Origin of the sequence: Streptomyces sp. NPDC000594, assembly GCF_040299965.1 — a bacterium.
Taxonomy (GTDB): domain Bacteria; phylum Actinomycetota; class Actinomycetes; order Streptomycetales; family Streptomycetaceae; genus Streptomyces.
The window spans coordinates 66,786-90,772 of sequence record NZ_JBEPCY010000031.1 but is presented as its reverse complement, the minus strand read 5'-3'; the positions used below and the strand labels follow the sequence as shown (position 1 = coordinate 90,772).

Genomic DNA, 23,987 nt, shown 5'->3' with positions numbered 1-23,987 from the left:
TCTGGCGTTGACTTTTGGCACGCTGTTGAGTTCTCAAGGAACGGACGCTTCCTTCGAGCCCGTCTCACGGGGCCCTCCGGGCTTTTCCCTTCGGTGTGTTCAAACCTTATCAGGCTTTTTCCGGCTTCCTGACCACCCTCTCTGCCGCATGGCAGAGCAATGGCCCGGAAGAAGAGCGAAGCTCGATGGGTTTGCCGCCAGCCCCTCGACTCGACGTCGTGGTGGGGCCCGGCGGGAGGTATGACAGTACCCCGATGTCCAGAGGGGAGGCAAATCGTTTCCCGAGCACACCTAGATCCACCCAACCCAGGGCTTTCAGGCAGAACTGGGACTTCATATGACTTACGCTGCTGAACAGTGCGCCGTCCGGAACAGGTAGTGACGGCGCGTAACGAATCTCCGCCCCCAGGGAGGCTCCATGACCACAGTGACGTCACCTCTTGCCGGACGTGTCATCGGACTCGCGGCTGTGCCCGATCCGGTGTTCTCGGGTGCGATGGTCGGTCCCGGTACCGCCATCGACCCCGTGCGCGAGCCGTCGGAGGCACTGTCCCCCGTGGACGGAGTCGTGGTCTCCCTCCATCCGCATGCCTTCGTCGTGGTCGACTCCGAGGGCCACGGCGTCCTTGTCCACCTCGGCATCGACACCGTCCAGCTCAATGGCGAGGGCTTCGAGCTGCTGGTCAACAAGGGCGACACGGTGACCCGCGGCCAGGCCGTGGTCCGCTGGGACCCCGTCGCCGTGGAAGCCGCGGGCAAGTCCGCGATCTGCCCCGTCGTCGCCCTGGAGGCGACCGCCGACTCCCTCGGCGAGGTACGCGAGGACGGCGATGTGAAGGCCGGTGACTCCCTCTTCACCTGGCGGTGACGCCGGGTACGGGAGTGACGGACCAGTAGGACATGGAGTGCGGCGGGGCGGACCGCCGCTCGATCGGAGACGGTGAGATGGGAACAACGCTGCGAGGCGTCGGGGTGAGCCACGGTGTGGCGATCGGCGAGGTCCGGCACATGGGGACTGCGGTCCTCGAACCGCCGGCCAAGCAGATCCCGGCGCAGGACGCGGAGCGTGAGCAGGGTCGTGCTCACCAGGCCGTGGAGGCGGTGGCCGCGGACCTGATCGCCCGGGGCAATCTGGCCGGCGGCGAGGCACAGGCCGTGCTGGAGGCCCAGGCGCTGATGGCGCAGGACCCCGAGCTGATGGCCGATGTGGAGCGCCGGATCACCGTCGGCAGCAGCGCCGAGCGCGCGGTGTACGACGCGTTCGCCGCCTACCGGGCCCTGCTGGCGGGCGCCGGGGAGTATCTGGCGGGCCGGGTGGCCGACCTGGACGACGTCCGGAACCGGATCGTGGCCCGGCTGCTGGGCGTACCCATGCCGGGCGTCCCGGACAGTGACGAGCCCTATGTACTGATCGCCCGGGATCTCGCGCCCGCCGACACCGCTCTGCTCGACCCGGCCCTGGTGCTGGGGTTCGTCACCGAGGAGGGCGGGCCGACCAGCCACAGCGCGATCCTGGCGCGGGCGCTCGGGGTCCCGGCCGTGGTGGCACTGCCGGGCGCCGGGGAGCTGCCCGAGGGAACGCTGGTCGCCGTCGACGGCAGCACCGGCGAGATCTTCGTGGAGCCCAGCCGGGAGAAGCGGGAGGAGCTGACGCGGGCCGCCGCCGAGCGGAAGGCCGCGCTGGCCTCCTCCAGCGGACCGGGGGCCACCTCCGACGGCCACAAGGTGCCGCTGCTGGCCAATGTCGGCGGCCCCGCCGATGTGCCCGCCGCGGTGGACGCGGGCGCCGAGGGCGTCGGGCTCTTCCGTACCGAGTTCCTCTTCCTGGACGACAGCGAGCGGGCCCCGTCGGAGGAGAAGCAGGTCGAGGCGTACCGGAAGGTGCTGGAGGCGTTCCCCGAGGGCCGTGTGGTCGTCCGGGTGCTGGACGCGGGCGCGGACAAGCCGCTCTCCTTCCTCACCCCGGCCGACGAGCCGAACCCGGCGCTGGGTGTGCGGGGGCTGCGGACCCTCCTCGACCACCCGGAGGTGCTGCGGACCCAGCTGACGGCGCTGGCGAAGGCGGCCGAGGGGCTTCCGGTCTATCTGGAGGTCATGGCGCCGATGGTGGCGGACCGCGCGGACGCCAAGGCATTCGCCGACGCCTGTCGCGAGGCCGGGCTGCGGGCGAAGTTCGGCGCCATGGTGGAGATCCCCTCGGCGGCCCTGCGGGCGCGGTCGATCCTCCAGGAGGTCGAGTTCCTCTCGCTGGGCACCAATGATCTGGCGCAGTACACCTTCGCCGCCGACCGTCAGGTGGGCGCGGTCTCCCGGCTCCAGGACCCCTGGCAGCCGGCGCTGCTGGATCTGGTGGCCCTGTCGGCCGAGGCCGCGAAGGCCGAGGGCAAGAGCTGTGGTGTCTGCGGTGAGGCGGCCGCCGATCCGCTGCTCGCCTGTGTGCTCACCGGGCTCGGGGTGACCTCCCTGTCGATGGGCGCGGCGTCGATTCCGTATGTGCGGTCCACGCTGGCGAAGTACACGCTCGCGCAGTGCGAGCGGGCGGCCGCGGCGGCGCGGGCCTCGGACAGTGCCGAGGAGGCGCGGGTGGCCGCGCGGGCGGTGCTGTCCGGGGAGTAGTGACATCTCCTCGGGCCCCGCCGATGAGCGGGGCCCGGGGAGCGGCCGGATACGGAAGGGCCTCGCGGCCGGTGGGCGCGGGGCCCTTCCGTCTGTCCGGAGCACGGTGGGTCACCGTGCTCCGGAACCTGCTGGGAGCGGTTCAGTGGTGGTCGGTGTGGGGGTAGTCGTCGGGGACGGGGAAGCCCGCTCGGTACTCGACTCCGGGCTCGGGGGCGATCGGTTCACCGGTGGCGGCGTCGGTGCAGTAGGCGCTGAAGACCTCGGCCTCGCTGAGGGGGTCCAGCCCTCGGGGGTGGATCCGCCAGCCGTGCAGCCGGTCCGGGGCGCCGGGGGTGCTGACGCGGAGCACCAGCCCGCCGGGCCGCCGGAGGGCGATGGCGGTGGCCAGCACCGTGATGAACTCCGCCGCCTCGGGGGTGTCCGGCACGGCGTCGTCGTCGCCGGGCGGGTCGGCGGGGCCGGCTCCCTCCGCGCCGGGGGTGCCGGCTCCATCGGCGTGGAAGACGGCGATCAGCTGCTCCGCCGGGGCGGAGACGCTGCACACCAGATGCTGTGCGCCGGGGCCGGCGGCCCTGAGGAGTCCGCGCAGCAGATGGGCGGCCTGGTCGAGCGCCGCCTCGCCGATGTCCTGGCCGCAGTCGGCGCAGGGGCCCGCGTCGGCGAGGAGGAGGGAGGCGTACTCCCAGGTGGCGCGGCGTACCGCGGTGTCCACAAGAAGGGGCAGCAGCCCGTCGAGGGGTTCTCCGGCGTAGGGCAGGGCGCAGCCGCGGGCGGGGATCTCCGCGGTGTAGCGGGCGCGGCTGAGCGGGGAGTCGGGTTCGAGGCCGTGTTCGGTGCAGTACGCGGCGAAGTCCTCGGGGTCGAAGAGGGCGACGGCGGTGTGGAGCTGGCGGGTGGCGAGGGTCTTGAGCAGGCTCTCGGTCTCCTGGAGGTAGTGGGGGTGGTCGTCGAAGGCGAAGGTGCGGTAGCGGCGCATGGCCTGGAAGTCATGGGGGTCGGCGAGGACGGCGACGGTGCCCGCGCTCTCCCGGCGGAGGAGGGTGCGGGTGGCGGTCCTGCCCCGGGGCCGGGATCCGGTGGGGCCCCGGCGGCGTCGGCGGCGCCCGGAGCGGCCGGGCCGGCGCTCGCGGGTGTCGGTGCCGCTCCCGGTGGCCGTCCCGCCCCGGTCGGTGCTTCCCCGGTCCCGGGCGGTGTTTCCCTGGTCCCGGGCGGATTCCATGGCTCCGGTGGGGTGGTCCGGGCGGCGTGGTTCCTCGGCCGGGGCCGGTGTGCTGTCGTATCCCATGGCTGCTCCCCCTCGCGTTCTGTGGACTTCTGTTCACCCACCGTAGGGGCTGCCACTGACAACGCCCCGCCCGCAGGGTTCCGCCCCTGGTCAGGAGGGCCAGGAGGGTCGGGCGGGGCGGCGTCGCACCACGGAGAGGGCTGCGGCGCTGGCGCCTCAGTGGGGGCGGGTGCGGGCCAGGTCCTCGTAGAAGGAGAGCAGGCCGACGTCGTCCACGGAGCCGGGGTTGACGGCCTTCTCCAGCGGGGTGCCCTGGAGGATCCGCTTCACCGGGACTTCGAGGCGCTTGCCGGTGAGGGTGTGCGGCACAGCGGGGATCTCGATGATGTCATCGGGGACATGCCGGGGTGAGAGCTGTTCGCGGATGGTGCGCCGGAGGCGGTCGCGGAGCGCGTCGTCGAGGACCGTGCCCTCGGTGAGCTGGACGAAGAGCGGCATCCAGTAGCCGCCCTCGGCTTCCTCCACCCCGATGACCAGGGATTCGCGGATCTCGGGGAGGCGTTCGACGGCCTCGTAGATGTCGGCGGACCCCATGCGGACGCCCTGGCGGTTGAGGGTGGAGTCGGAGCGGCCGTGGATGATCACGGAGCCGCGTTCGGTGAGGGTGATCCAATCGCCGTGCCGCCAGACGCCGGGGAACATCTCGAAGTAGCTCTCGTGGTAGCGGCTGCCGTCGGGGTCGTTCCAGAAGTGGATGGGCATCGAGGGCATGGGCCGGGTGACGACGAGTTCGCCGACCTCGCCGGTGAGGGGCCGGCCGTGCGGGTCCCAGGACTGGAGGTCGGTGCCGAGGCAGGCGGCCTGGAGTTCCCCGATGTGGACGGGGAGGGTGGGCACGGCTCCGGCGAAGCAGCTGCACACATCGGTACCGCCGCTGACGGAGGCGATCCACAGATCGTGGCCCCGGTCGGCGAATTCGTCGTGGAGCCATCGGAAGCCGTCGGGGGGCAGGGGTGATCCGGTGGTGGCGACGCAGGCGACCCGGCTGAGGTCGTGGTCGCGGGCGGGGTGGACGCCGGCCTTGCGGCAGGCCATGACATAGGCGGCGGAGGTGCCGAAGAAGGTGGCCCCGGTGCGTTCGGCGACATCCCACTGGGCGCCGGTGGTGGGGTGGCCGGGGCTGCCGTCGTACAGCACCACGGTGGTGCCGGTGAGCAGGCCGGAGACGAGGAAGTTCCACATCATCCAGCCGGTGGAGGTGTACCAGAAGAAGCGGTCGCCGGGGCCGAGGTCGCAGTGGAGGGCGAGCTGTTTGAGGTGTTCCAGCAGGATGCCGCCCTGGGACTGGACGATCGCCTTGGGCAGTCCGGTGGTGCCGGAGGAGTAGAGGACCCACAGGGGGTGGTCGAAGGGGACCGGTGTGAAGTGGGGTTCGGTGGTGGCGGAGGTGACGGCGGACCAGTCGAGTGCTCCGTCGGGCGCCGGGGTACCGAGGAGCGGGATGTGCACGACCGCGCGGAGGCTCGGGAGTTCGCGGCGGAGTTCGGCGACGATCTCGCGGCGGTCGTGCTCCTTGCCGCCGTAGCGGTATCCGTCGACGGTGACGAGGACGACGGGTTCGACCTGCTGGAAGCGGTCGAGGACGCTGCGTGCGCCGAAGTCGGGGGCGCAGGAGGTCCAGACGGCGCCGACGGCGGCGGTGGCGAGCAGCGCGGTGACGGCCTGGGGGATGTTGGGGAGGTAGCCGCTGACCCGGTCGCCGGGGCGTACGCCGAGGGCGCGGAGTTCGGCGGCGAGCGCTCCGACCTGGCGGCGCAGCTCGGCCCAGGTGGTGGCGGTGGGTCCCTGGACCTCGTCCACATGGAGGAGGGCGGGGTGGTCGGGGCGGTCGGCGCCCGCGCGGAGGGCGTGTTCGGCGTAGTTGAGGGTGGCGCCGGGGAACCAGCGGGCGCCGGGCATGGCGGGGTCGGCGAGGACCGTCTCGTACGGGGTGGTGAAGTGGATGTCGAACCACTCGGCGAGGGCGCCCCAGAAGGTGTCGAGGTGATCGACGGACCAGCGGTGGAGGGCGGGGTAGCCGCCGTCGGCGGGGGCTCCGTGGCGTTCGGCGGCCCAGTGCTGGAAGCGGGTGATCTGGGCGGCGGCGATCCGGTGGGTGTCCGGCTGCCACAGGGGCGTGGCGTTCGCTGCGGAGGTCATGGCACGGCTCCCGGTGTTCTCGCTCGTGGTGGCCCGGTTCTGTCGGCGGTGGGTCCGGCCGGGCGGGGTGTGCCCGGCTGACAGGGACGATGCCATGTGATCGTCCCGGGCACCAGGGACGGCCGGTGGGCGTCGTTCCGGTGGCTGAGCGAGGGGTTGAGCGAGGGGCTGTACGGGGGACTGAGCGGGTGGCTGTACGGGTGGGGCGAGCGGGCCGGGTGGGAGGTGTGGTCCGTGTGGGTGGGGCGTGGACTGCGCGGCGGGTGAACGGGGTCCGAACACAGCCCGGGTACGCCCCCCGCGATGGCAGGCTGAGCCGCATGGACGGTCGGGAACTGGTGCGCGCGTTGAGGAGTTTCGGGACGCTGCGGTGGTGGCGGGCGGCGCGTTCGGGGTGGCGGATGCGGCGGCTCGACGCCCGGGAGCTGCCCGTACGGGGTGCCGAGCGCGCGAGGGTCCCCGGGGAGGTGACGGGGGCGGAGCCGCTGCCGGGGGGCGGGGTGGTGCGGTTCGCCCGGTCGGAGCTGCTGATCCGGGTGGTGGTGGGCGGCGCGGTCTTCTGGGGCTGGGACGGGGCCGCGCCGGGGCCCTCGTACGCGCTGACGGGTCCGGTTCCGGAGCCGGATCCCCGGGCGGTGCTGGAGCCGGACAAGGACGGCGGCTGGCGGGTGGTGTCCGAGCGGGTGACGGTGCTGGTCTCCCGGCACGGGGCGGTGGAGGTGCGGACTCCGGGCGGGGTGGTGCTGCGCCGGGACCACCCGCCGCGCTGGTGGGAGCCGGAGGGCGGTCCCGCGGACGCGGGGGCGGAGCAGGCCGGGGCGGAAGGACGTACGGGGGCCGGGGCTGCGGTGTGTGCCGGGGCGGTCCGGTGGACCCTGCGGACCGAGGTGCCCGCCGACGCCCGCTTCTTCGGCCTGGGCGGGCGGGCCGGCGGCCCCCGGCTGCGGGACGGGGTGCACCGGCTGTGGAACACGGACCCCCGGGGCCCTTTCGGCCCGTCGGACGACCCGCTGTACATCACGATGCCGGTGTTATGGGTGGTGTCGGACGCGGGGACGCATCTGGCGTTCCACGACAACCCCTGGGACGGCCGGGTGACGCTCCGGGAGGGCGAGGAGGGCGCGGGTTCCGGCCATGATCGCCCGGGGGTGTGCGAGGTACGGATGGAGGGCGGTCCGCTGCGCTGCTGGGTGATGGTGGGCAAGCCGTCCCGGGTGCTGGCGCGGTGGGCGCGGCTGACGGGGGCGCCCGCCGTGCCGCCGTCCTGGGCGCTGGGTCCGCACCATGCCCGCTGGGGTTTCGGGAGCGAGGCGGAGGTGCGCCGGATTGTCTCGGGGTACCGGGAGCGAAGACTTCCGCTCTCCGCGGTCCATCTGGACATCGACCACTACGACGGTCATCGGGTGTTCACGGTGGACCGGGAGCGCTTTCCGGCGCTGCCCCGTCTCGCCCGGGAGCTGCGCGAGGAGGGGGTGCGGCTGGTGTCCATCGTCGATCCCGCGGTGAAGGCGGAGCGCGGGTCGGAGGTTTACGAGCGGGGAGCGGAGGCAGGGGCGTTCGTCCGGGACGGGCGGGGGCGTGCGGTGCGCGGGGTGGTGTGGCCGGGGTGGTGCGTCTATCCGGACTTCACCGATCCGGGGGTGCGCCGATGGTGGGGGGAGCTGTACGCGGAACGGCTGGCGCAGGGGTTCTCGGGTTTCTGGCACGACATGAACGAGCCGGTGTCGTTCGCGCCGTTCGGTGACCGGACGCTGCCCCGGTCGGCCCGGCACGCGCTGGAGGGCCATGGCGGCGATCACCGTGAGGCCCACAATGTCTACGGTCTGGCGATGGCGCGCGCGGGGTACGAGGGGTTGCGCGCGCTCCGTCCGCAGGAGCGGCCGTTCCTGTTCTCGCGGTCGGGGTGGGCGGGGATGCAGCGGTACGGGGGCACCTGGTCGGGTGATGTGGCCACCGGCTGGCCGGGGCTGCGGGCCTCGCTCTCGCTGGTGCTGGGGCTCGGGCTGTGCGGGGTGCCGTACTCGGGTCCGGACATCGGGGGTTTCGACGGGAGTCCGTCGCCGGAGCTGTATCTGCGCTGGTTCCAGCTGGGCGCCTATCTGCCGTTGTTCCGTACCCATGCGGCGATCGGGGCGGGCCGGCGGGAGCCGTGGGAGTTCGGCCCCGGGGTGCTGGCGGGCGCGCGGGCGGTGCTGGAGGAGCGGGAGCGGCTGCGTCCGTACTGGGTGACGCTGGCGCAGCTGGCCCGTCTGACGGGGGCGCCGTATGTGCGTCCGCTCTGGTGGGGGGCGCCGGACGACCGTCTGCTGCGGGAGTGCGAGGACGCGTTTCTGCTGGGGGACGCGTTGCTGGTGGCGCCGGTGCTGGAGCCGGGGGTGGAGCGGCGGGTGGTGCGGCTGCCCCGGGGGCGCTGGTACGACACGGTGACGGAGCGGGTGTACGAGGGGCCGGGGCAGGTGGTGGTGGCCGCGCCGGCGGACCGGATCCCGGTGCTGGCGCGGGCGGGGGCGGTGGTTCCGGTACGGGGCCGGGAGGGCCGGCTGGAGCTGGAGGTGTGGGCTCCGGCGCCGGGCCGCCGGGGTGGTGGTCTGGTGATCCCGGACGCGGGTGACGGCTGGGAGCGGTCGGAGGTGGAGCGGTACACGACCCGGCTGGTCGACGGCCGGGTGCGGGTGAGGCAGATCAGGACGGAGGGCTCGGGCCGGCCCCGGTGGCCGGTTCGGGTGCGAGGGCTGGGCGAGGCCCCCGGGGGCACCGGCCGGGGGCCGGGCCCGGACCCGGGGAGCGCCGGTCGAGGGCCTGGGGGGCCGGGCCCGGGGAGTCCCGGTCAGTCGTAGCGGTGCAGGAACCATCGCCGTACCGCCGTGGTGTGCAGCGGGAAGGTGAGTTCGGCGGGGGTGCGCAGCAGATGCCATCCGGTGGTCTCGGCGGTGGGGCGGGAGGGTGGCAGGGTGTCGGCGGGGCGTATGGGGAGCGTGCCGAAGACCAGCAGATGGCCGTCGGCCGAGCTGAGGACATCGGCGAGCCGGACGTCGCCGATGTCGGCTTCGATGCCGGTCTCCTCGCGCAGCTCACGGACCACGGCGTGTTGCCATTCCTCGTTGTGGTCGATGAAGCCACCGGGGAGGGCGACTCCGCCGAGCTGGGGTTCGATGGAGCGGACGACGACGACCAGTCCGATGCCGTCGGGGTCCTCGACGGGCTGGAGGGCGACGGCGACGGGCAGGGGGTTGCGGTAGGCGACGGCCCCGCAGGCGGCGCAGGTGCGCGGCCAGCCGGTGAGGGGTCCGTAGGGGGCTCCGCAGGTTCCGCAGTACGAGTCCTTGGGCACGCGCGGACTGTATCCGACCCGTGGGTACGGCAGTTGGCCGGTCCGCGGGGCCGGTACGGCGTCCGGCCGCCGGGTGGCACCGGCTCCCGTACCCGGTCCCGCGACAGGTCCGGTGCACGGGGGTCGCGGCCCGGTCCCGGCGTGGCACACTTCTGACGTACCGTCAGATTCGGCTGTACGGGAGGTGCCATGGCTCGGACACCCGTGGTGGAGGGCTGGTTCACCGGGGACGCGGCGAGGGGTACGGGTGCGGAGGGTGCGGATACGGAGGCGTTCCGGCTGCTCGGCTCGGGGTGCTCGGGGTGCGGCGCGGTCTTCTTCCCGCCCGGGGACGACTTCTGCCGGAACCCCGGGTGCGCGGGAGGGGAGCTGGGCGAGGTCCCGCTCCCCCGTCATGGCCGGATCTGGTCGTACACCGACAGCCGCTACCGGCCGCCCCTTCCCTATCCCTCCGATCCGCACACCCCATGGGAGAGCCGGGTCCTGCTCGCGGTGGAGCTGGCGCTCCCCCGGGGTGCGCGGATCGTGGTCCTCGGCCAGGGCCCACCCGGGGTGTCCACAGCGGAGCTCGCCGTGGGCATGGCGGCCGAGGCGGTGCCCGGGGTGCTGTACGAGGAGGGGGAGACCGTCTGGACGACCTGGCACTGGCGGCCGGTCCCGGGCTCCGCGCCCCCGGGCGCGACCGGATCCCCCGGGGCGCCCTCATGAACCACGACACCAGCGACGGCACGAACGACGGCGCAAGCGATGTCATGGGTGACGTCATGGGCGACGGCGATATCGCGGTCCTCGGGGTGGGAATGCACCCCTGGGGCAAGTGGGGACACCGTTTCGTCCGGTACGGGACGGTCGCCGCGCGGGCCGCGCTCGCCGACGCCGGTCTCGACTGGCGGCGGATCGGCTCGGTGGTCGGCGCCAACACGGTGCGCGGCGGCTATCCCGGACAGGTGGCGGGAGCGACCTTCGCCCGCGCGCTCGGCTGGCAGGGAGCCCGGGTCACCAGCGTGTACGCCGCCTGCGCCTCGGGCGCGCAGGCCATCGCCACCGCCCGCGCCCAGATCCTCGCGGGCCAGACGGAGGTGGCACTGGTGGTGGGCGCCGACGCCGCCCCGAAGGGCTTCTTCGCCCCCGTCGGCGGCGCGGACCGCCCCGATGACCCCGACTGGCTGCGCTTCCGGGTCCTCGGGGCGACCAATCCAGCCTATTTCGGCCTCCTCGCCCGCCGCCGGATGGCGCTGTACGGCGAGACCCCCGCCGACTACGCCCGGGTCAAGGTGAAGAACGCGCGCGCCGGCGCGGCCAACCCGTACGCCCGCTACCGGAGTCCGGTCACCGCCGAGGAGGTGGCCGCCTCCCCCCTGGTCGCCGATCCGCTGCGGCTGCTGGACATCTGTGCCACCTCCGACGGGGGCGCGGCGGTGGTGCTCTCCGGCATGGGCTTCGCCCGGCGCCATGGCGTGACGCGGCCGGTGCGGGTGCGGGCGGTGTCGACCGTCACCCCCGTCTACCCCCGGGCCGTGCTCGACCTGCCGGAGATCGCCACCGACCCGGCCCCCGCGGACGGGCCGCCCGGGGACGGCTTCCGTGCTTCGATCGCCCGCGCCGCCTACGAGGAGGCGGGCATCGGGCCCGAGGAGCTGTCCCTGGCCGAGGTGTACGACCTCTCCACCGCGCTGGAGCTCCAGTGGTACGAGGATCTCGGGCTCTGTCCGCCCGGTGCGGCGGCCGGCCTGCTGCGGGACGGGACGACCACGCTCGGCGGGCGGCTCCCGGTGAACCCCAGCGGGGGTCTCGCCTCCTTCGGCGAGGCGGTGCCCGCCCAGGCCATCGCCCAGCTCTGCGAGCTGACCCGGCAGCTGCGGGGGACGGCCGGAGCGCGCCAGGTGGCCGGGGCACGGATCGGGATCGCCGTGAACCAGGGCCTGTTCGGGCACGGCTCGGCGCTGATCGCGGTGGGGTGAACGACCGGACACCCGTCCACCCGTACGCGCACAGGCGACCTTGACGGTCCCTCAGCACGGGTGAACACTGCCATCTCGTCGGCGGTTGTGCGCACCGCCCTCGGCAAGGGCCGCTTGTCGGCACGGTCACCACGCTCGTCAGGGCGCCGGACGACGGGCGGACCGCTCCGCTCCCGGCTCCCATGTCCACGGCACCCCCCATGCAGTACGCATCCTGCACGCAGGACCGGGGCCCGGCCCCGGGTGAGGGCCTAGGAGTCGCCATGAGCAACGGAGACATTTTCGTCGGTGAGGTGCTCGGCACCGCCATCCTGATCATGTTCGGTGTCGGTGTCTGCGCCGCCGTCAACCTCCCCTATTCCAAGGCGCGTGCCACCGGCGCCGGCTGGATCGTCATCACCTTCGGCTGGGGTTTCGGGGTGCTGGCGGGGGCCTACGCCTCCGCCCCGCTCTCCGGAGGCCATCTCAACCCCGCCGTGACCTTCGCCATCGCCATCGACACCGGCGAGTGGAGCAAGGTGCCGCTCTACATCCTCGCCCAGTTCGTCGGGGCGATGCTGGGAGCCGTCCTCGGCTATCTCGTCTACTACTCGCAGTTCCAGGCCAACCGGGAGGCGGACAAGGCCCAGCCGACGCTGGGGATCTTCGCCACCGCCCCCGAGGTGCGCAATCCCGTCACCAACATCATGACCGAGGTGATCGTGACCGTCGGTCTGGTGCTGCCGATCCTCTCCTTCAACAAGAACGCCGGCATCGGCGTCGGCCAGATCGCCGGGCAGGAGGCCGGGATCTATGGCTCCGGCATCTCGATCCTGCTGGTCTCGCTGCTGGTCGTGGGTATCGGTCTCTGCCTGGGCTCGCCCACCGGCTATGCCATCAACCCGGCCCGTGACCTGGGGCCGCGTATCGTCCACGCCCTGCTGCCGATCCCGAACAAGGGGTCGTCGGACTGGGGGTACTCCTGGATCCCGGTCGCCGCGCCGATGGTCGGCGGGGCGCTCGCGGGACTGCTCTTCAACCTCATCTACTGAGATCCCGGGACATCCCGAGGATCTCCCGAACGGGGACACGGTGATGACGGACACCTTCGTCGCGACGATCGACCAGGGCACCACCTCCAGTCGCTGCATCGTCTTCGACCGGAACGGCGCGATCGTCGCCGTCGACCAGCGGGAGCACCGGCAGATCTTCCCCCGGCCCGGCTGGGTGGAGCACGACGCGGCGGAGATCTGGTCCACGGTGCGGGCGGTGGTGGCCGGGGCGCTGGACCGGGCGGGCCTGACGGCCGACCGGATCAGCGCGCTCGGCATCACCAATCAGCGCGAGACGACGGTGCTGTGGGAGCGGTCCACCGGCCGCCCCGTGCACCATGCGATCGTGTGGCAGGACACCCGTACCGCCGGACTCTGTACCGAGCTGGGCGGGGCGGACGGGCAGGACCGGTTCCGGGAGACCACCGGACTGCCGTTGGCCAGCTACTTCTCCGGGCCCAAGGCGGCATGGCTGCTGGCGGAGATCCCGGGGTTGCGGGAGCGGGCCGAGGCGGGCGAGATCGCCTTCGGGACCATGGACTCCTGGCTGATCTGGAATCTGACCGGGGGCACCGAGGGCGGGGTGCATGTCACCGATGTCACCAACGCCTCCCGGACGCTGCTGATGGATCTGCGGACGCTGGACTGGGATCCGGAGATCCTGGCGGAGATGCGGATACCGCGCGCGATGCTGCCGGAAATCCGTTCCTCGTCCGAGGTGTACGGGCGGGCCGTGGGTCCGCTGGCGGGTGTGCCGGTGGCCGCCGCCCTCGGCGACCAGCAGGCGGCTGTCTTCGGGCAGGCGTGCTACGAGCCGGGGACGGCGAAGAACACCTATGGCACCGGAAGCTTTCTGCTGCTGAACACGGGCGAGCGGCCTGTTCCGTCGAAGAACGGGCTGATCACCACCGTGGGCTACCGGATCGGTGAGCGGGCGCCGGTGTACTGCCTGGAGGGGTCGATCGCGATCACCGGGGCGCTGGTGCAGTGGTTCCGTGACCAGCTGGGGATCATCCGCGACGCGGCCGAGATCGAGACCCTGGCGGCGAGCGTGGACGACAACGGCGGGGCGTATGTGGTCCCGGCGTTCTCCGGGCTGTACGCCCCGTACTGGCGGGCGGACGCCCGTGGGGTGATCACCGGTCTGACCCGGTATGTCACCAAGGCGCATCTGGCCCGTGCGGTGCTGGAGGCGACCAGCTGGCAGACGCGGGAGGTGGTGGACGCCATGTACGAGGACTCCGGGGTCCGGATCACCACCCTGAAGGTCGACGGCGGGATGACCGCGAACCGGCTGCTGATGCAGCACCAGGCCGATGTGCTGGGGGTGCCGGTGATCCGGCCGCAGGTCTCCGAGACGACCTGTCTGGGCGCGGCGTACGCGGCGGGGCTCGCCACGGGTGTCTGGTCGGGTACGGACGAGCTGACGACGCACTGGCGCAAGGAGGCCGAGTGGACGCCCGCGATGGCCCCGGAGACGCGTGACCGGGAGTACGCCAACTGGCGCAGGGCGGTGGAGCGCAGCTTCGGGTGGGAGGAGCCAGCGGGCTGACGGCGGGCCGCCCGTGGCCGTGGCTCAGATCATGGCCACGGGCACGGGCATACGCACAGGCACGGGCGTCAGGTCGTGGGGGCGGGTTCACGGCGGGCCGCCGCGACCCGTACCAGCGCGTGTTCCACCACCGCGGCCAGCACCTCCTTGGCCGACTCCCGCTCGCGGGCGTCGCACATCATCAGCGGCACCCCGGGGTCGAGGTCCAGCGCGGCCCGTACCGCGTCGGTCGGGAAGCGGGTCGCGCCGTCGAAGCAGTTGACGGCGACGGTGAAGGGGATGCCCCGGCGCTCGAAGTAGTCCACGGCGGCGAAGGAGTCCTCCAGGCGGCGGGTGTCCGCGAGGACGACCGCTCCGAGGGCGCCCTGGGCCAGTTCGTCCCAGAGGAACCAGAAGCGGTCCTGGCCCGGGGTCCCGAAGACATAGAGGACCAGGTCCTCGCGGAGGGTGATCCGTCCGAAGTCCATGGCGACCGTGGTGGTGGTCTTTCCCTCGACCCCCACCGTGTCGTCCACCGGCCGGCCCACCTCGCTCAGGTCCTCCTCCGTACGCAGGGGTCTGATCTCGCTGACCGCGCCCACCAGGGTGGTCTTGCCCACGCCGAAGCCTCCCGCGACCAGGATCTTCAGCGTGACGGGCTCGACGACGGGCCGTCGGCTGCTAGAGCGCCCGAAGGCCATTGATCACCTCGCGGAGAATATTGACGTCCGGCAGTTCGGCCGGGGGAACAGGACGGGTGACATGGACCAGTGCGTCGTCCACCAGATCACCCACCAGGACCCGGACCACCCCGACGGGGAGATCGAGTCCTGCGGCGAGTTCGGCGATCGACTGCGGGGCGTCCTCGCAGCGCTCCACGATCTCGACGTGTTCCGGGGAGAGCGACTGGTCATGATCGGTGTGGTCGGCCTCGGGCTCCGGTACGACCAGGGCGATCAGGTCGAGCCGGTGCTGGGACGTGCTGTTGGTGCGGCCCCGGGTCATGGCGTACGGGCGGACCACCGGGCCCGCGTCGGCGTCGATGAAGTGGTGCGGCTGCCGGGGACGGTGGGTCGCCTCGCTCATGCCGGGCCCCTCATCCCCCGGCGAAACCGGTCCGCGGCGCGGTGGCGAGGTGGACTCCGACCCGCTTGACCATGAGCGTCATCTCGTACGCCACCAGGCCGACATCGGAGTCCGCGTCCGCCAGCACCGCGAGACAGCTGCCGTCGCCGGCCGCGGTGACGAAGAGGAACGCCTCGTCCAGTTCCACGACGGTCTGGCGGACCCTGCCCGCGTCGAAGTGGCGGCCGACGCCCTTGGCGAGGCTGTGGAAGCCGGAGGCGACGGCGGCGAGGTGCTCGCTGTCCTCCCGGGTCAGCTCGCTGGAGGTGCCGGTGGCGAGGCCGTCGCTGGAGAGCACGAGGGCCTTGCGGATGCTGCCGACCCGTTCGACGAGTTCGTCGAGGAGCCAGCTCAGGGCGCCGCCGCCGAGGGTGGCGCCCCGTCCGGTATCGGTATGTGCTGCTGCGGCATGCGGTGCGGTCATCGACCGTCCCCCTCCGGTGTGGTTCGTGGTGCTGTCGGTCCGGGGACGGCGCCGGTGGTCCGCTCGGCGTCGTCGCCCCCTTGTGCGTTCTGGCGGCGGCCCCGCTGCCAGCCCCGCTGCATGGAGGCCATCCGGGCGCGCACCTCCTCGGCGTCCCGCTCGCTCTCCCCGTCCGGTGCGGGGGCGCCGGTCCGCTCGGCGGGGGCGTTCGCCCTCAGCTGAGGAGCGAGGCTGGCCTGGCGGACCCGGCGGGGCAGTCCGTCGATCGTGGCGGGGCCGGTGTCCCGCGCCGGGGGTACGGGCTGCTCCTGGCCGGAGACGGGCGCGGGCCGCGCCGGGCCGGGCACCGCGCGGGGGCGGTCCGCCGCCGGGGAGCCGGACGGGGTTCCCGGGCTGTCCACCCGCCGGCCGTGGTCGGCGACGAGCGTGGGCGGCTTGCGCCGGGGCAGCGGGACAGGGGGTACGGGGTGGTCGTGCGCGGGATCGGCGGTCTGCTGGTGCCGCTCGTCGGCGGCGGTCCGGCGGGGGGCGCGGGGCCGGGGCCGGAAGCGGGGCTCGGTGCTTTCGTCCGTGCCGCCGGGGGTGCCGGGGCCCGTCGGAACCCCGGGGCCATCGATCCCGAGGAGGGTGGCGGGGTCGGTGAGCATCCCCGGACCGGTGAGGGCGTCGGGGCCGGTGAGGGCGTCGGGCCGGGGCGACCGGGGGGACCGGGTGAGCGCCGACAGCCGGGTCTCCCCCGCCTCCCGGCGGGCCGCCGGCCCGTCGCTTCTGCGGTCGAGGCGGAATCCGGCGGCGGAGTCGTCGTCCGGGGCCTCGGTGAGCAGCGCGGCGGGGAGGAAGACGATGGCGGTGGTCCCTCCGTACGGGGACTGCTGGAGGGAGACCCTGACGCCCTGCCGCTGGGCGAGGCGGCTGACGACGAAGAGGCCCAGCCGGTCGGTGTCGGAGAGTTCGAACTCGGGGGTCTCCGCGAGCCGCATATTGGCTTCGAGCAGGATCTCGGGGGCCATGCCGAGGCCCCGGTCGTGGATCTCCAGGGTGAATCCGTTGGCGACGCGTTCGCCGATCACATGGACGGCGGTGTGCGGCGGGGAGAACACCGTGGCGTTCTCCAGGAGTTCGGCGATGAGGTGGGTGAGGTCGGCGACGGCCGGGCCGCCGACGCCGATCCGCGGGAGCCTGCGGACCTCGATGCGCTCGTAGTCCTCGACCTCGGCGACCGCGGCGCGGACCACGTCCATGAGCTGGACCGGGTTGCGCCACTGCCGGGAGGGGGCGGCGCCGGAGAGGATGACCAGGCCCTCGGCGTGGCGTCGCATGCGGGTGGTGAGGTGGTCGAGGCGGAAGAGGTCGGCCAGTTCCTCGGTGTCCTCGGTGCGGCGCTCCATGGTGTCGAGCAGGGTGAGCTGGCGGTGGAGGAGCACCTGGTTGCGGCGGGCGAGGTTGACGAAGACCTCGGAGACGCCGCGGCGCATCTCGGACTGGCGCACGGCGGCCTCGACGGCGGCGCGCTGGAGGGTGTTGAGCGCCTGGCCGGCCTGGCCGATCTCGTCCTTGCCGTACTCCAGGCGGGGGGCCTCGGTCTCGACGTCGACCTGTTCGCCGGAGGCGAGGCGGCGCATCACGCTGGGGAGGCGGACGCCGGAGACCTCGTGGGCCTCCTTGCGGAGCCGGGACAGATCGCGGATGAGCACCCGGCCGATGCGGACGGAGACCACGAGGGAGACGGAGAGGGCGAGGAAGCCGAGGACTCCGGCGACACCGGCCTGGATGAAGACGCCCCGGGCGGCGGGGTCGACGCGGTCCTGGTAGCGGTCGCCGCTCGCGCGGGACTCGCGGCGCAGCTCGGTGAGGACGGGGGTGGCGGCCTGGCGCCACTCGTCCAGATCGGAGCGGTCCGCCGCGGTGACCGGGCCGCCCTTGACGAGGCTCTCCTCGGCGTCCCGCAGGGGCGCGGTCTCGGGGCTGCGCCAGAACTGGACGTAGATGCCGCGTTCCTTGGCGGGCAGTCCCTCCAGGCTCATGTCGTAGTACAGCTCGCGGTGGGCGACGAGGTCGGAGAGGGTGCGCAGCTCGGGCTCGGTGATGCGTCCGGCGGTGAGGGCGGAGGCGATCAGGGCGTCCTCGCGGGAGAGCATCTCGATGGCCCGGGCGACGCCGACGAGGGCGCGGCCCTGTCGTTCGATGGCCACGTCGTGGATGGCGTGGAGGACGGTGAGAAAGCCGAAGCCGGGTTCGACCATACGGTTGTAGTAGTCGAGGGCCTGGGTGCGGCTGACGGTGCCGGACTCGACGGAGCGGCGCAGGGTGGCGAGGCCGTCGAACCCCTTGAGCAGGGAGGACAGCCGTCGTTCGGCGTCGGGGCGCATATCGTCGCGGACCTCTTGGCGGGAGGCGTTCCGCTTGAGGGTCGCGATGGCCGCGTCGGTGGCGTGGCGGCTCTCGTGGAGGGCGGGCAGGGCGGTGGAGGAGCGGCGGTCGGCCAGGTAGACCAGGCTCTGGCGGCGCTCGTCCTGGAGGACCTGGAGGGTGGTGGCGACGGGGTGGCCGAGTTTCTCGGTGACCTCGCCGACCTCCCAGAGGTCGTTCGCCTGGCGGCCGGTGATGACGGTGGCGAAGGCCCAGAGGGCGGTCATGGAGACCAGTGGCACAAGCAACAGGGCCATGATCTTCCTGCGGATGGACTTCCCGCGAAAGCGCATGGCCTCCCCCTGCTCAACGCCGCCCTCGGGCAACGGTGTTGCTCCGTCAACAAACGGCGCGAGCCTACTACTGACACAACGACAACTCGAAGACACGTCCGGTCGATTTTCAGCCTGGCGGGTCCGCGTCAAGCATGCGGTGGCCCAGTATTCAAGGAGTTGGCATTCCCGGTGTGGCGGGGGTGGGCAGGTGAGAGGTGCCGTTCCGGAACCCATCAGATGGCTGGAATTACCCCCTTGCACAGCCCGTCGGTGGACACATCGGCACCGCGGCGGAGTGGCGCCGCCGGTGAACGGGAATCTTTCCGGGGTGTCACGCGTCCTTCCTTGCAGAGTCATTCCGCACAGCGACGTTCCGTACCGCGGCCTTGGGTACAGCATCCTTCGGTACAGCGGGCTTGGGTACAGCGGCCTTGGGTACGGGCGGGGCGACACGGAGCTCGGGGACGCGAGGACGCCCCGGGCCGCCGGAGCGACATGGGGGTTGGGTCAGTGAGCGGGACCAGGGACTGGGACAGGCACCGCGGCGGGGACCGGGCGGGCGCCGGCCGGCCGGGGCCCCGGCCGTCGCTGTGGGTGGAGGAGCCCGCCAAGCGCCGGCGGATGCCCGATCCGATCCGTACGGCGGCGGTCCGCGCGGTGCTCATCGCCTCGCTGACCATGATCCAGGCGATGGTCGCCTTCTTCTGCACCCTCGCGGGTTCCTGGCTGGCCTTCCCGATGGTGCTGACCAGTGTGGGGAGCACGGTGGCGGCGACCTGGGCGGTGCTGGACGTCTGGGTGACCCGTCAGGCGTGGCGCCAGCGCCACGGCGTGATGTCGGAGCCGAGCAGCAGCGCCCGGCGGCTGCGGCGGGAGCGGCGCCGGGAGCGGCGGGCCGCGCGGACGGGGGCGCGGCAGAGCGGGCGAATACGGCAGGGCCGGGGGTCGGGGCAGCGCTTCCCGGAGCCGTACGAGGCGTGACCGCGTGACCGGTACGGGCCCGTGTCGCGCGGGCCCGCCCGGCCGGAGCCGGGCGGGAGTGCTCAGCCGACCCTCACGGGCTAGCCGTTGGCCGGGGTGGGCCGGTGCTCCTGGGTCTCCGAGGTGGCGGGGGCCGGCGCGGAGCGCTTGAACATCCGGGTCGCGGTGATCTCGCCGTGCACCGTCTCGGCCGAGGCATCGGGCTGGGGCAGACCGGGCCGCAGATGCTCCTCGACACTGATGTACTTCAGCCCGGCCCGCAGATCCGCGTCGTTCCGCAACCGGATCACCAGGGGGAACTCCGCCAGCGCCGTGGTGTCGAAGAGCCCGGTCGTATAGAGGAGCTGCACACCCAGGGCGTCGGAGACCGCGCGCTGGAGTTCGAGGAGATAGGTGGCGTTCGCCCGGCCGATGGGGTTGTCGAGGAAGAGGGTGCCGGCGTGCCGGTGGCGGTCCCGCCCCCGGTCGTTGCTGCGGAGTGCGGCCATCGTGCAGTAGAGGGCGATGGCGGCGGTGAGGAGCTGACCACCGGAGAAGACATCGCCCATCTGGCCGACGGGTACCCGCTCGGCCCGCAGCACCGCGTCCGGCTTGAGGATCTCCACGGCGATGCCCTTGGGCTCCAGGGCCGCCTGGACGCCGCGCAGCAGCAGGGCCATGCCGTCGCGGCGGCCCTCTCCGTAGGCCGCGGTGGCGTTCTTCCGCACGGCGGCGCGGGTCGCCTCGTCGATCACCTCGCCCAGCCGCTCGGTGAGCGTGGCCTGATCGGGCTCCTCGAAGCGGATCCGCAGGAACTCCTGGCCCGACCACTCCCCCAGTCCCTCGGGGAGCCGGGAGAGCCGCTGGGCGGAGCGGAGGGTGGCGAGGGCGGAGTCGACCAAGCCGCGCAGCCGGTCGACGATGGTGTCGCGGTTGCGCTCCAGCTGCTGGAGTTCATCGGTGAGCACCCGCAGCCGGGGGGCGAACGCGTCGGCCCACTTCTGGGCGTGCTCGGGCAGGGCGGCGGCGGGCAGCTCCCGGATCTGCTGGCGGGCGGGGGTGCGTACCTGCTCGTACCGGGTGGAGTTGGCGTGCCGGACGAGGATGTCGCTCGCCTCGCGGACGGCCGCCTCTGCGGCGGAGAGGTCGGTGGCGCAGCCGCGCAGGGAGCGCCGGGCGTCGGCGGCGGCGGCGCGGGCCTCGGTGAGGTCGTCCGGGTACGGCTCGGGGGTCTCCTCGGCGGTCTCGTCCTCGCGCTGGTCCCGCAGCAGATCGCGGAGGAGGGCGGCGGTCTCCTCGAAGCCGCCCGTCGCGTCCTCGGCGGCGCGGTGGGCCCTGAGGAGGTCGGTGTGGGCCGCGCGGGCGGTCTCCAGGGCGTCGGTGCGGGCGGCCAGCTCGGTGGTGGCGCGGCGCAGCAGGTTCTGGGCGTGCTCGGCACCGGCCGGGACCAGTTCGTAGGGGAGGTCGGTATGGGTCTCGGCCTCCCCGGTGGGGGCCAGCCGCTCGGCCTCGCCGCGCAGCCGGCCCAGCTTCTCGCTGGCCTCGGAGGCGCGGGTCTCCAGCATCTGGACGAGTGACTCGGCGCGGGCTGCGGCGGCCTGCCGGGAGGGGCCGTCGGCGCCATCGGGGCTTTCGAGGAGCTGGGCGGCGCGGGCGCGGACCTTGTTGGTGAGGCGGTCGAGTTCGGCGAGGGCGGCGCTCTCGTCGCTCTCGGCACGGGCCTGCTCGGCGCGGAGGTCGGCGCCGACGCCGACCTTCTCGTAGAGCCGGGAGGCCGCGCGGTACGCCTCGCGCAGTGCGGGCAGCGGGGTGCGGGGGGTGTCGCGGCCGGTGTCGGGGAGCTGCTCGGGGGCGCCGGTGATCTCGGCGCGCTCGGCGCGCAGCGCGCGGGCGGTGCGATGGGCGTCGTCGGCGGCGCGCTGGGCGGCCCGGCGGTCCTCGTCGGCGGCCTTGGCCCGCTCCAGGCAGGTGGTGGCACGGGCTTCGGACTCCACGGCCTCGTCGGCGAGTTCGCGGAGTTTGAGCTGCCAGCCGGCCCTCTCCCGGAGTCGGTGGGCGAGGCCGGCGAGGGCGTCGGCGGCGCGGCGGGCGCGCTGGGCGGTGTCCTGGCGGTCGTCGCGGATGCGGGCGGCGTCGGCGGCGGCCTCGTCCGACTCGGCGCGCAGGGCGCGGGCCTCGGTCAGCTCGGCGTGGGCGGTCTCGGCGGCGGTACGGGCGGTCTCGGCGCCCCGCGCCAGCTCGGCGAGCATCCCGGGCGGGCAGTCGGCGCGCCAGGAGCCGATCCGGGCGGCCAGGGAGCGGTCGCCGGTGAGCCGGGCGGCGAGGGTCCTGATCTCCTCGTCCCGGGCGCCAGCGCGGGCGCGCAGGGTCCGGCGCTCCTCGTCGGCGGCGTGCTCGTCGTGCATGGCCGGGTTCGGCGGGACGAGGAAGACCCCGGTGTCCTCGCCCCGGGCGGGGGGTACGGGGGCGAGCAGTGCGGCGGCGGTGCCGACGGCGACGGTGGAGCGGGGCAGCAGGGCGGCCCCGGCGAGGGCCTCGCGGGCGCGGGCGTGGGAGGCGGGGTCGGTGATGACGACGCCGTCGACCAGTTCGGGGCGGGCGGCGAGGACGGCGGCGTGGTCGGCCGGGTCGACGGACTGGGCGAGATAGCGCCACCCGGGGAGGGCGGGGATGCCGTGTTCGCCGAGGAATTCGACGGTGGCCAGCACATCGGGGCCGGGCGGGAGGAGTCCGCCGTCGCCGAGGGCGCCGAGGATGCGGGCGTCGTCGGCCGCCGCCGTGCGCAGCTCGAAGAGTTGGCGCTCGGCGGTCGATATGCACTGGTCGAGCAGGGTGCGGAGGTCGTCGGCGTGGCGGTCCAGCGCTTCCGCGCCGAAGGGTTCGCCGGGGTCCGGCGCGGTGGTGTCCCGGTCGGCCCCGCTGCCGGCCGGGGTGTCGGAGGCACCCGGGGCATCGGGGGCGGGGAGGGCGTCGGGCGCGGGCAGGCCGAGGAGTTCGGCGAGGCGGGGGTCGGCGGCGATGGAGGCGGCGGCGCGGTGCTCCGCCGTGTACGCCTGCTCGGCCGCCGTGGCGGCGTCGGCGGCGCGGGCGGCGGCCAGCTCGGCGCGGGACTCGGCGGCCGTGGTCTCCCTCGCCCGGTCGGCGGTGGCGCGCGCGGCCTCACGGGCGGTGTCCCAGGCGGCGACGGCGGTCCGCTCCGCGTCGCTGGCGGCGAGGGCGGCCCTGGCGGGGTCGGCGTCGGGGGCCGAGTCGTCGAGCCAGCCCGCCCGTACCGCGTCGGCGGTCTCCTGCTCGACCTCGGCGAGGCGCTGGCGGAGGTGGCCGATCTCGCTGCGGGCGCGCTGGGCCTCGGTGGCGGCGGCGGTGGCGTCGCGGTGGGCGGCCTCTCCCGCCTCCTGGAGCACGGCGGAGCGCTCCTCCTGTTCCTGGGCGAGGCGCTCGCCGTCCTCGGCGGCGGTGTGCAGGGCGCGGACGAGGTCGGCGGCGGCCAGGGCGCGGGCGGCGAGGGCGGGGGCGGCGTCCCGCTCGGCCTCGCGGATGGCGGCGTCGACCCTGGCCGAGCGGTCGGCCGCGGCCCGGTGCCGCAGCACGGATTCGGCGGCCTGCCAGGCGGAGTGGAGGGTACGGGCGTCGGCCAGCTCACGGCGCTGGGCGGCGGCGCCCTTCTCGGCGGCGGCCAGCGCCAGGGAGGCGTGGCGGTAGGCGAGTTCGGCGGCGATCCGGTCGCTGTGGCCCCGCTCGCGCTCGGCCTCGGTGACGGTGTGCGCGGCGGCGGTGACCCGCTGGGCGAGGTCGGCGGCGCGGGCGCGCTCGGCGGTGGCGCGGGCGGCGAGCCGGCGGGCGAGGGTGCGGGTGCGGCGCTCCGCCGCGGTGTGGATCCCCCGGGCGGTGGCGCGGGCGTCGGCGGCCTCGACGATACGGCCGAGGAGATCGGCGGAGCCCGCGGTGAAGTCGCGTTCGGCGGTGAGTTCGGCACGGCGGCCGAGTTTGTTGCCGAAGCTGCTGACCAGGTCGGCGAGGCCGTCGGTGTCCCGGGTGTCGGTGACGGCGCGCAGCAGCAGATCGGTGAAGTCGGAGTCCTTCTTGACCGCGAAGAGGCCGGCGGCCTCGCCCTCGTCGGCGTTCATCTCCCGCTGGTAGCGGAAGAGTTCGGGGTCGAGGCCGAGGTCGCCGAGGTGTTCGTTCCAGCGGTCGTGGATCTCCTCCCAGGCGATGTCGAGATGGGGGTAGATTTTGCCCGCCTCGGTGAGGGCGTCCCGGAATCCCTTCATGGTGCGGCGGCGGCCCCGTGCGCTGGAGGCGCCCTCGGCGGTGGTCCGTACGGAGGTGGCCTCGGCGACGGGGAGCGAGTCGAGGCTCAGTCCGGGGCCCGGCCGGAAGGAGTACCAGGCCTCGGCGAACTTCCGGGGGTCGTTGGAGACCTGCCGGCCGCGCCATTCGCTGACCTTGCCGACGACGACGAGTTCGCCGGTGAGGGTGTGCTGCCACTCCAGGGCGACATGTCCGCAGTCGTCGGCGAGGAGGAACTTCCGCAGGACGCCGGAGCTGGCGCCGCCCAGGGTGTTGCGGTGGCCGGGGAGCATCACCGAGAAGATCAGCTTCAGCAGGACGGACTTGCCGCCGCCGTTCTCCAGGAAGAGGACGCCCGCGGGGGCGGGCCGGCGGGGCGGGCCGGCCGGCTCCTCCTCGAAGAACTCCGCCTGCGCCGGGGCGGGGTGGGGCACCGGCTCGCCGACCCCGCGCAGATCCAGCACGGTGTCGGCGTAGCGCGCACCGGCGGGTCCGATGGAGTAGAGGCGAACGCGGGACAGCTCGTACATGGCGGCGGACTCTCGTGGTTGGCAGATCGGGCGGTACGGGAGGGGGTGCCCCGGCCGCGGGGGCGGCGGGGCGGGCG

Annotated in this window: 16 protein-coding genes; 8 read left to right on the top strand and 8 right to left on the bottom strand. The window is 73.7% G+C overall.

Features of this window, described 5'->3' with window-relative positions; all coding sequences use genetic code 11:
• Nucleotides 1-418 precede the first annotated feature (418 nt).
• Nucleotides 419-868 carry a PTS sugar transporter subunit IIA gene (locus ABT354_RS30150; RefSeq protein WP_351499582.1) on the top strand — a complete coding sequence of 150 codons (450 nt, stop codon included), beginning with the start codon at nucleotides 419-421 and terminating at the stop codon, nucleotides 866-868.
• 77 nt (nucleotides 869-945) lie between these two features.
• Complete coding sequence (gene ptsP / locus ABT354_RS30145) at nucleotides 946-2,616, top strand: phosphoenolpyruvate--protein phosphotransferase (protein WP_351499580.1); 1,671 nt, start codon at nucleotides 946-948, stop codon at nucleotides 2,614-2,616.
• A gap of 142 nt (nucleotides 2,617-2,758) precedes the next feature.
• Here the strand turns inward: ptsP and ABT354_RS30140 are convergent, their stop codons facing one another.
• Both ABT354_RS30140 and ABT354_RS30135 read right to left on the bottom strand, forming a co-directional pair.
• Nucleotides 2,759-3,904, bottom strand: a complete 1,146-nt coding sequence (locus ABT354_RS30140; protein ID WP_351499578.1) for a DUF8829 domain-containing protein — start codon at nucleotides 3,902-3,904, stop codon at nucleotides 2,759-2,761.
• Between the two features lie 156 nt (nucleotides 3,905-4,060).
• Nucleotides 4,061-6,043 carry an acetoacetate--CoA ligase gene (locus ABT354_RS30135; RefSeq protein ID WP_351499576.1) on the bottom strand — a complete coding sequence of 661 codons (1,983 nt, stop codon included), beginning with the start codon at nucleotides 6,041-6,043 and terminating at the stop codon, nucleotides 4,061-4,063.
• Between the two features lie 320 nt (nucleotides 6,044-6,363).
• Here ABT354_RS30135 and ABT354_RS30130 point away from each other — a divergent pair, with 320 nt between their 5' ends.
• Nucleotides 6,364-8,880 (top strand): TIM-barrel domain-containing protein, encoded by a 2,517-nt coding sequence (locus tag ABT354_RS30130; protein ID WP_351499573.1) that lies wholly within the window; start codon nucleotides 6,364-6,366, stop codon nucleotides 8,878-8,880.
• Here ABT354_RS30130 and ABT354_RS30125 read toward each other — a convergent pair.
• Nucleotides 8,871-9,374, bottom strand: coding sequence for an NUDIX domain-containing protein (locus ABT354_RS30125; protein WP_351499571.1), 504 nt, complete (start codon nucleotides 9,372-9,374; stop codon nucleotides 8,871-8,873). The genes ABT354_RS30130 and ABT354_RS30125 overlap by 10 nt on opposite strands.
• Nucleotides 9,375-9,563: 189 nt before the next feature.
• Here ABT354_RS30125 and ABT354_RS30120 point away from each other — a divergent pair, with 189 nt between their 5' ends.
• From ABT354_RS30120 to glpK, 4 genes are all read left to right on the top strand, one after another.
• Nucleotides 9,564-10,082, top strand: a complete 519-nt coding sequence (locus tag ABT354_RS30120) for a Zn-ribbon domain-containing OB-fold protein (RefSeq protein ID WP_351499569.1) — start codon at nucleotides 9,564-9,566, stop codon at nucleotides 10,080-10,082.
• Between the two features lie 56 nt (nucleotides 10,083-10,138).
• On the top strand, nucleotides 10,139-11,335 hold the full coding sequence (locus tag ABT354_RS30115; protein ID WP_502983527.1) for a lipid-transfer protein: 1,197 nt from the start codon (nucleotides 10,139-10,141) through the stop codon (nucleotides 11,333-11,335).
• A 263-nt stretch (nucleotides 11,336-11,598) separates the two neighbouring features.
• On the top strand, nucleotides 11,599-12,366 hold the full coding sequence (locus ABT354_RS30110) for an MIP/aquaporin family protein (RefSeq protein ID WP_351499567.1): 768 nt from the start codon (nucleotides 11,599-11,601) through the stop codon (nucleotides 12,364-12,366).
• A 43-nt stretch (nucleotides 12,367-12,409) separates the two neighbouring features.
• Complete coding sequence (gene glpK, locus ABT354_RS30105) at nucleotides 12,410-13,918, top strand: glycerol kinase GlpK (protein WP_351499565.1); 1,509 nt, start codon at nucleotides 12,410-12,412, stop codon at nucleotides 13,916-13,918.
• Between the two features lie 68 nt (nucleotides 13,919-13,986).
• On the opposite strand, the gene ABT354_RS30100 is transcribed toward glpK, so the two are convergent.
• From ABT354_RS30100 to ABT354_RS30085, 4 genes are read right to left on the bottom strand one after another with little or no spacing between them, the layout of a single operon-like run.
• Nucleotides 13,987-14,598, bottom strand: a complete 612-nt coding sequence (locus ABT354_RS30100; protein ID WP_351499563.1) for a GTP-binding protein — start codon at nucleotides 14,596-14,598, stop codon at nucleotides 13,987-13,989.
• Complete coding sequence (locus ABT354_RS30095) at nucleotides 14,579-14,983, bottom strand: DUF742 domain-containing protein (protein ID WP_351499561.1); 405 nt, start codon at nucleotides 14,981-14,983, stop codon at nucleotides 14,579-14,581. The genes ABT354_RS30100 and ABT354_RS30095 overlap by 20 nt, the downstream gene beginning before the upstream one ends.
• Before the next feature lie 10 nt (nucleotides 14,984-14,993).
• Entirely contained in the window at nucleotides 14,994-15,446 is a 453-nt protein-coding gene (locus tag ABT354_RS30090; RefSeq protein ID WP_351499559.1) for a roadblock/LC7 domain-containing protein, read from the bottom strand.
• Entirely contained in the window at nucleotides 15,443-18,148 is a 2,706-nt protein-coding gene (locus ABT354_RS30085; RefSeq protein WP_351499556.1) for a sensor histidine kinase, read from the bottom strand. Before ABT354_RS30085 ends, ABT354_RS30090 begins: the two co-directional genes overlap by 4 nt.
• Nucleotides 18,149-18,625: 477 nt before the next feature.
• Here ABT354_RS30085 and ABT354_RS30080 point away from each other — a divergent pair, with 477 nt between their 5' ends.
• Entirely contained in the window at nucleotides 18,626-19,111 is a 486-nt protein-coding gene (locus ABT354_RS30080; protein WP_502983525.1) for a hypothetical protein, read from the top strand.
• Nucleotides 19,112-19,191: 80 nt separating this feature from the next.
• Here the strand turns inward: ABT354_RS30080 and ABT354_RS30075 are convergent, their stop codons facing one another.
• Nucleotides 19,192-23,910 (bottom strand): hypothetical protein, encoded by a 4,719-nt coding sequence (locus ABT354_RS30075; protein WP_351499552.1) that lies wholly within the window; start codon nucleotides 23,908-23,910, stop codon nucleotides 19,192-19,194.
• Nucleotides 23,911-23,987 lie beyond the last annotated feature (77 nt).

What these genes read in the sequence shown, in the direction of transcription:
- ABT354_RS30135 (WP_351499576.1), bottom strand. Translation starts at nt 6,043, where the DNA reads ATGACCTCCGCAGCGAACGCCACGCCCCTGTGGCAGCCGGACACCCAC.
- ABT354_RS30150 (WP_351499582.1), top strand. Translation starts at nt 419, where the DNA reads ATGACCACAGTGACGTCACCTCTTGCCGGACGTGTCATCGGACTCGCG.
- ABT354_RS30080 (WP_502983525.1), top strand. Translation starts at nt 18,626, where the DNA reads ATGGGGGTTGGGTCAGTGAGCGGGACCAGGGACTGGGACAGGCACCGC.
- ABT354_RS30115 (WP_502983527.1), top strand. Translation starts at nt 10,139, where the DNA reads ATGGGCGACGGCGATATCGCGGTCCTCGGGGTGGGAATGCACCCCTGG.
- ptsP (WP_351499580.1), top strand. Translation starts at nt 946, where the DNA reads ATGGGAACAACGCTGCGAGGCGTCGGGGTGAGCCACGGTGTGGCGATC.
- ABT354_RS30120 (WP_351499569.1), top strand. Translation starts at nt 9,564, where the DNA reads ATGGCTCGGACACCCGTGGTGGAGGGCTGGTTCACCGGGGACGCGGCG.
- ABT354_RS30100 (WP_351499563.1), bottom strand. Translation starts at nt 14,598, where the DNA reads ATGGCCTTCGGGCGCTCTAGCAGCCGACGGCCCGTCGTCGAGCCCGTC.
- ABT354_RS30095 (WP_351499561.1), bottom strand. Translation starts at nt 14,983, where the DNA reads ATGAGCGAGGCGACCCACCGTCCCCGGCAGCCGCACCACTTCATCGAC.
- ABT354_RS30140 (WP_351499578.1), bottom strand. Translation starts at nt 3,904, where the DNA reads ATGGGATACGACAGCACACCGGCCCCGGCCGAGGAACCACGCCGCCCG.
- ABT354_RS30085 (WP_351499556.1), bottom strand. Translation starts at nt 18,148, where the DNA reads ATGCGCTTTCGCGGGAAGTCCATCCGCAGGAAGATCATGGCCCTGTTG.
- glpK (WP_351499565.1), top strand. Translation starts at nt 12,410, where the DNA reads ATGACGGACACCTTCGTCGCGACGATCGACCAGGGCACCACCTCCAGT.
- ABT354_RS30075 (WP_351499552.1), bottom strand. Translation starts at nt 23,910, where the DNA reads ATGTACGAGCTGTCCCGCGTTCGCCTCTACTCCATCGGACCCGCCGGT.
- ABT354_RS30090 (WP_351499559.1), bottom strand. Translation starts at nt 15,446, where the DNA reads ATGACCGCACCGCATGCCGCAGCAGCACATACCGATACCGGACGGGGC.
- ABT354_RS30110 (WP_351499567.1), top strand. Translation starts at nt 11,599, where the DNA reads ATGAGCAACGGAGACATTTTCGTCGGTGAGGTGCTCGGCACCGCCATC.
- ABT354_RS30130 (WP_351499573.1), top strand. Translation starts at nt 6,364, where the DNA reads ATGGACGGTCGGGAACTGGTGCGCGCGTTGAGGAGTTTCGGGACGCTG.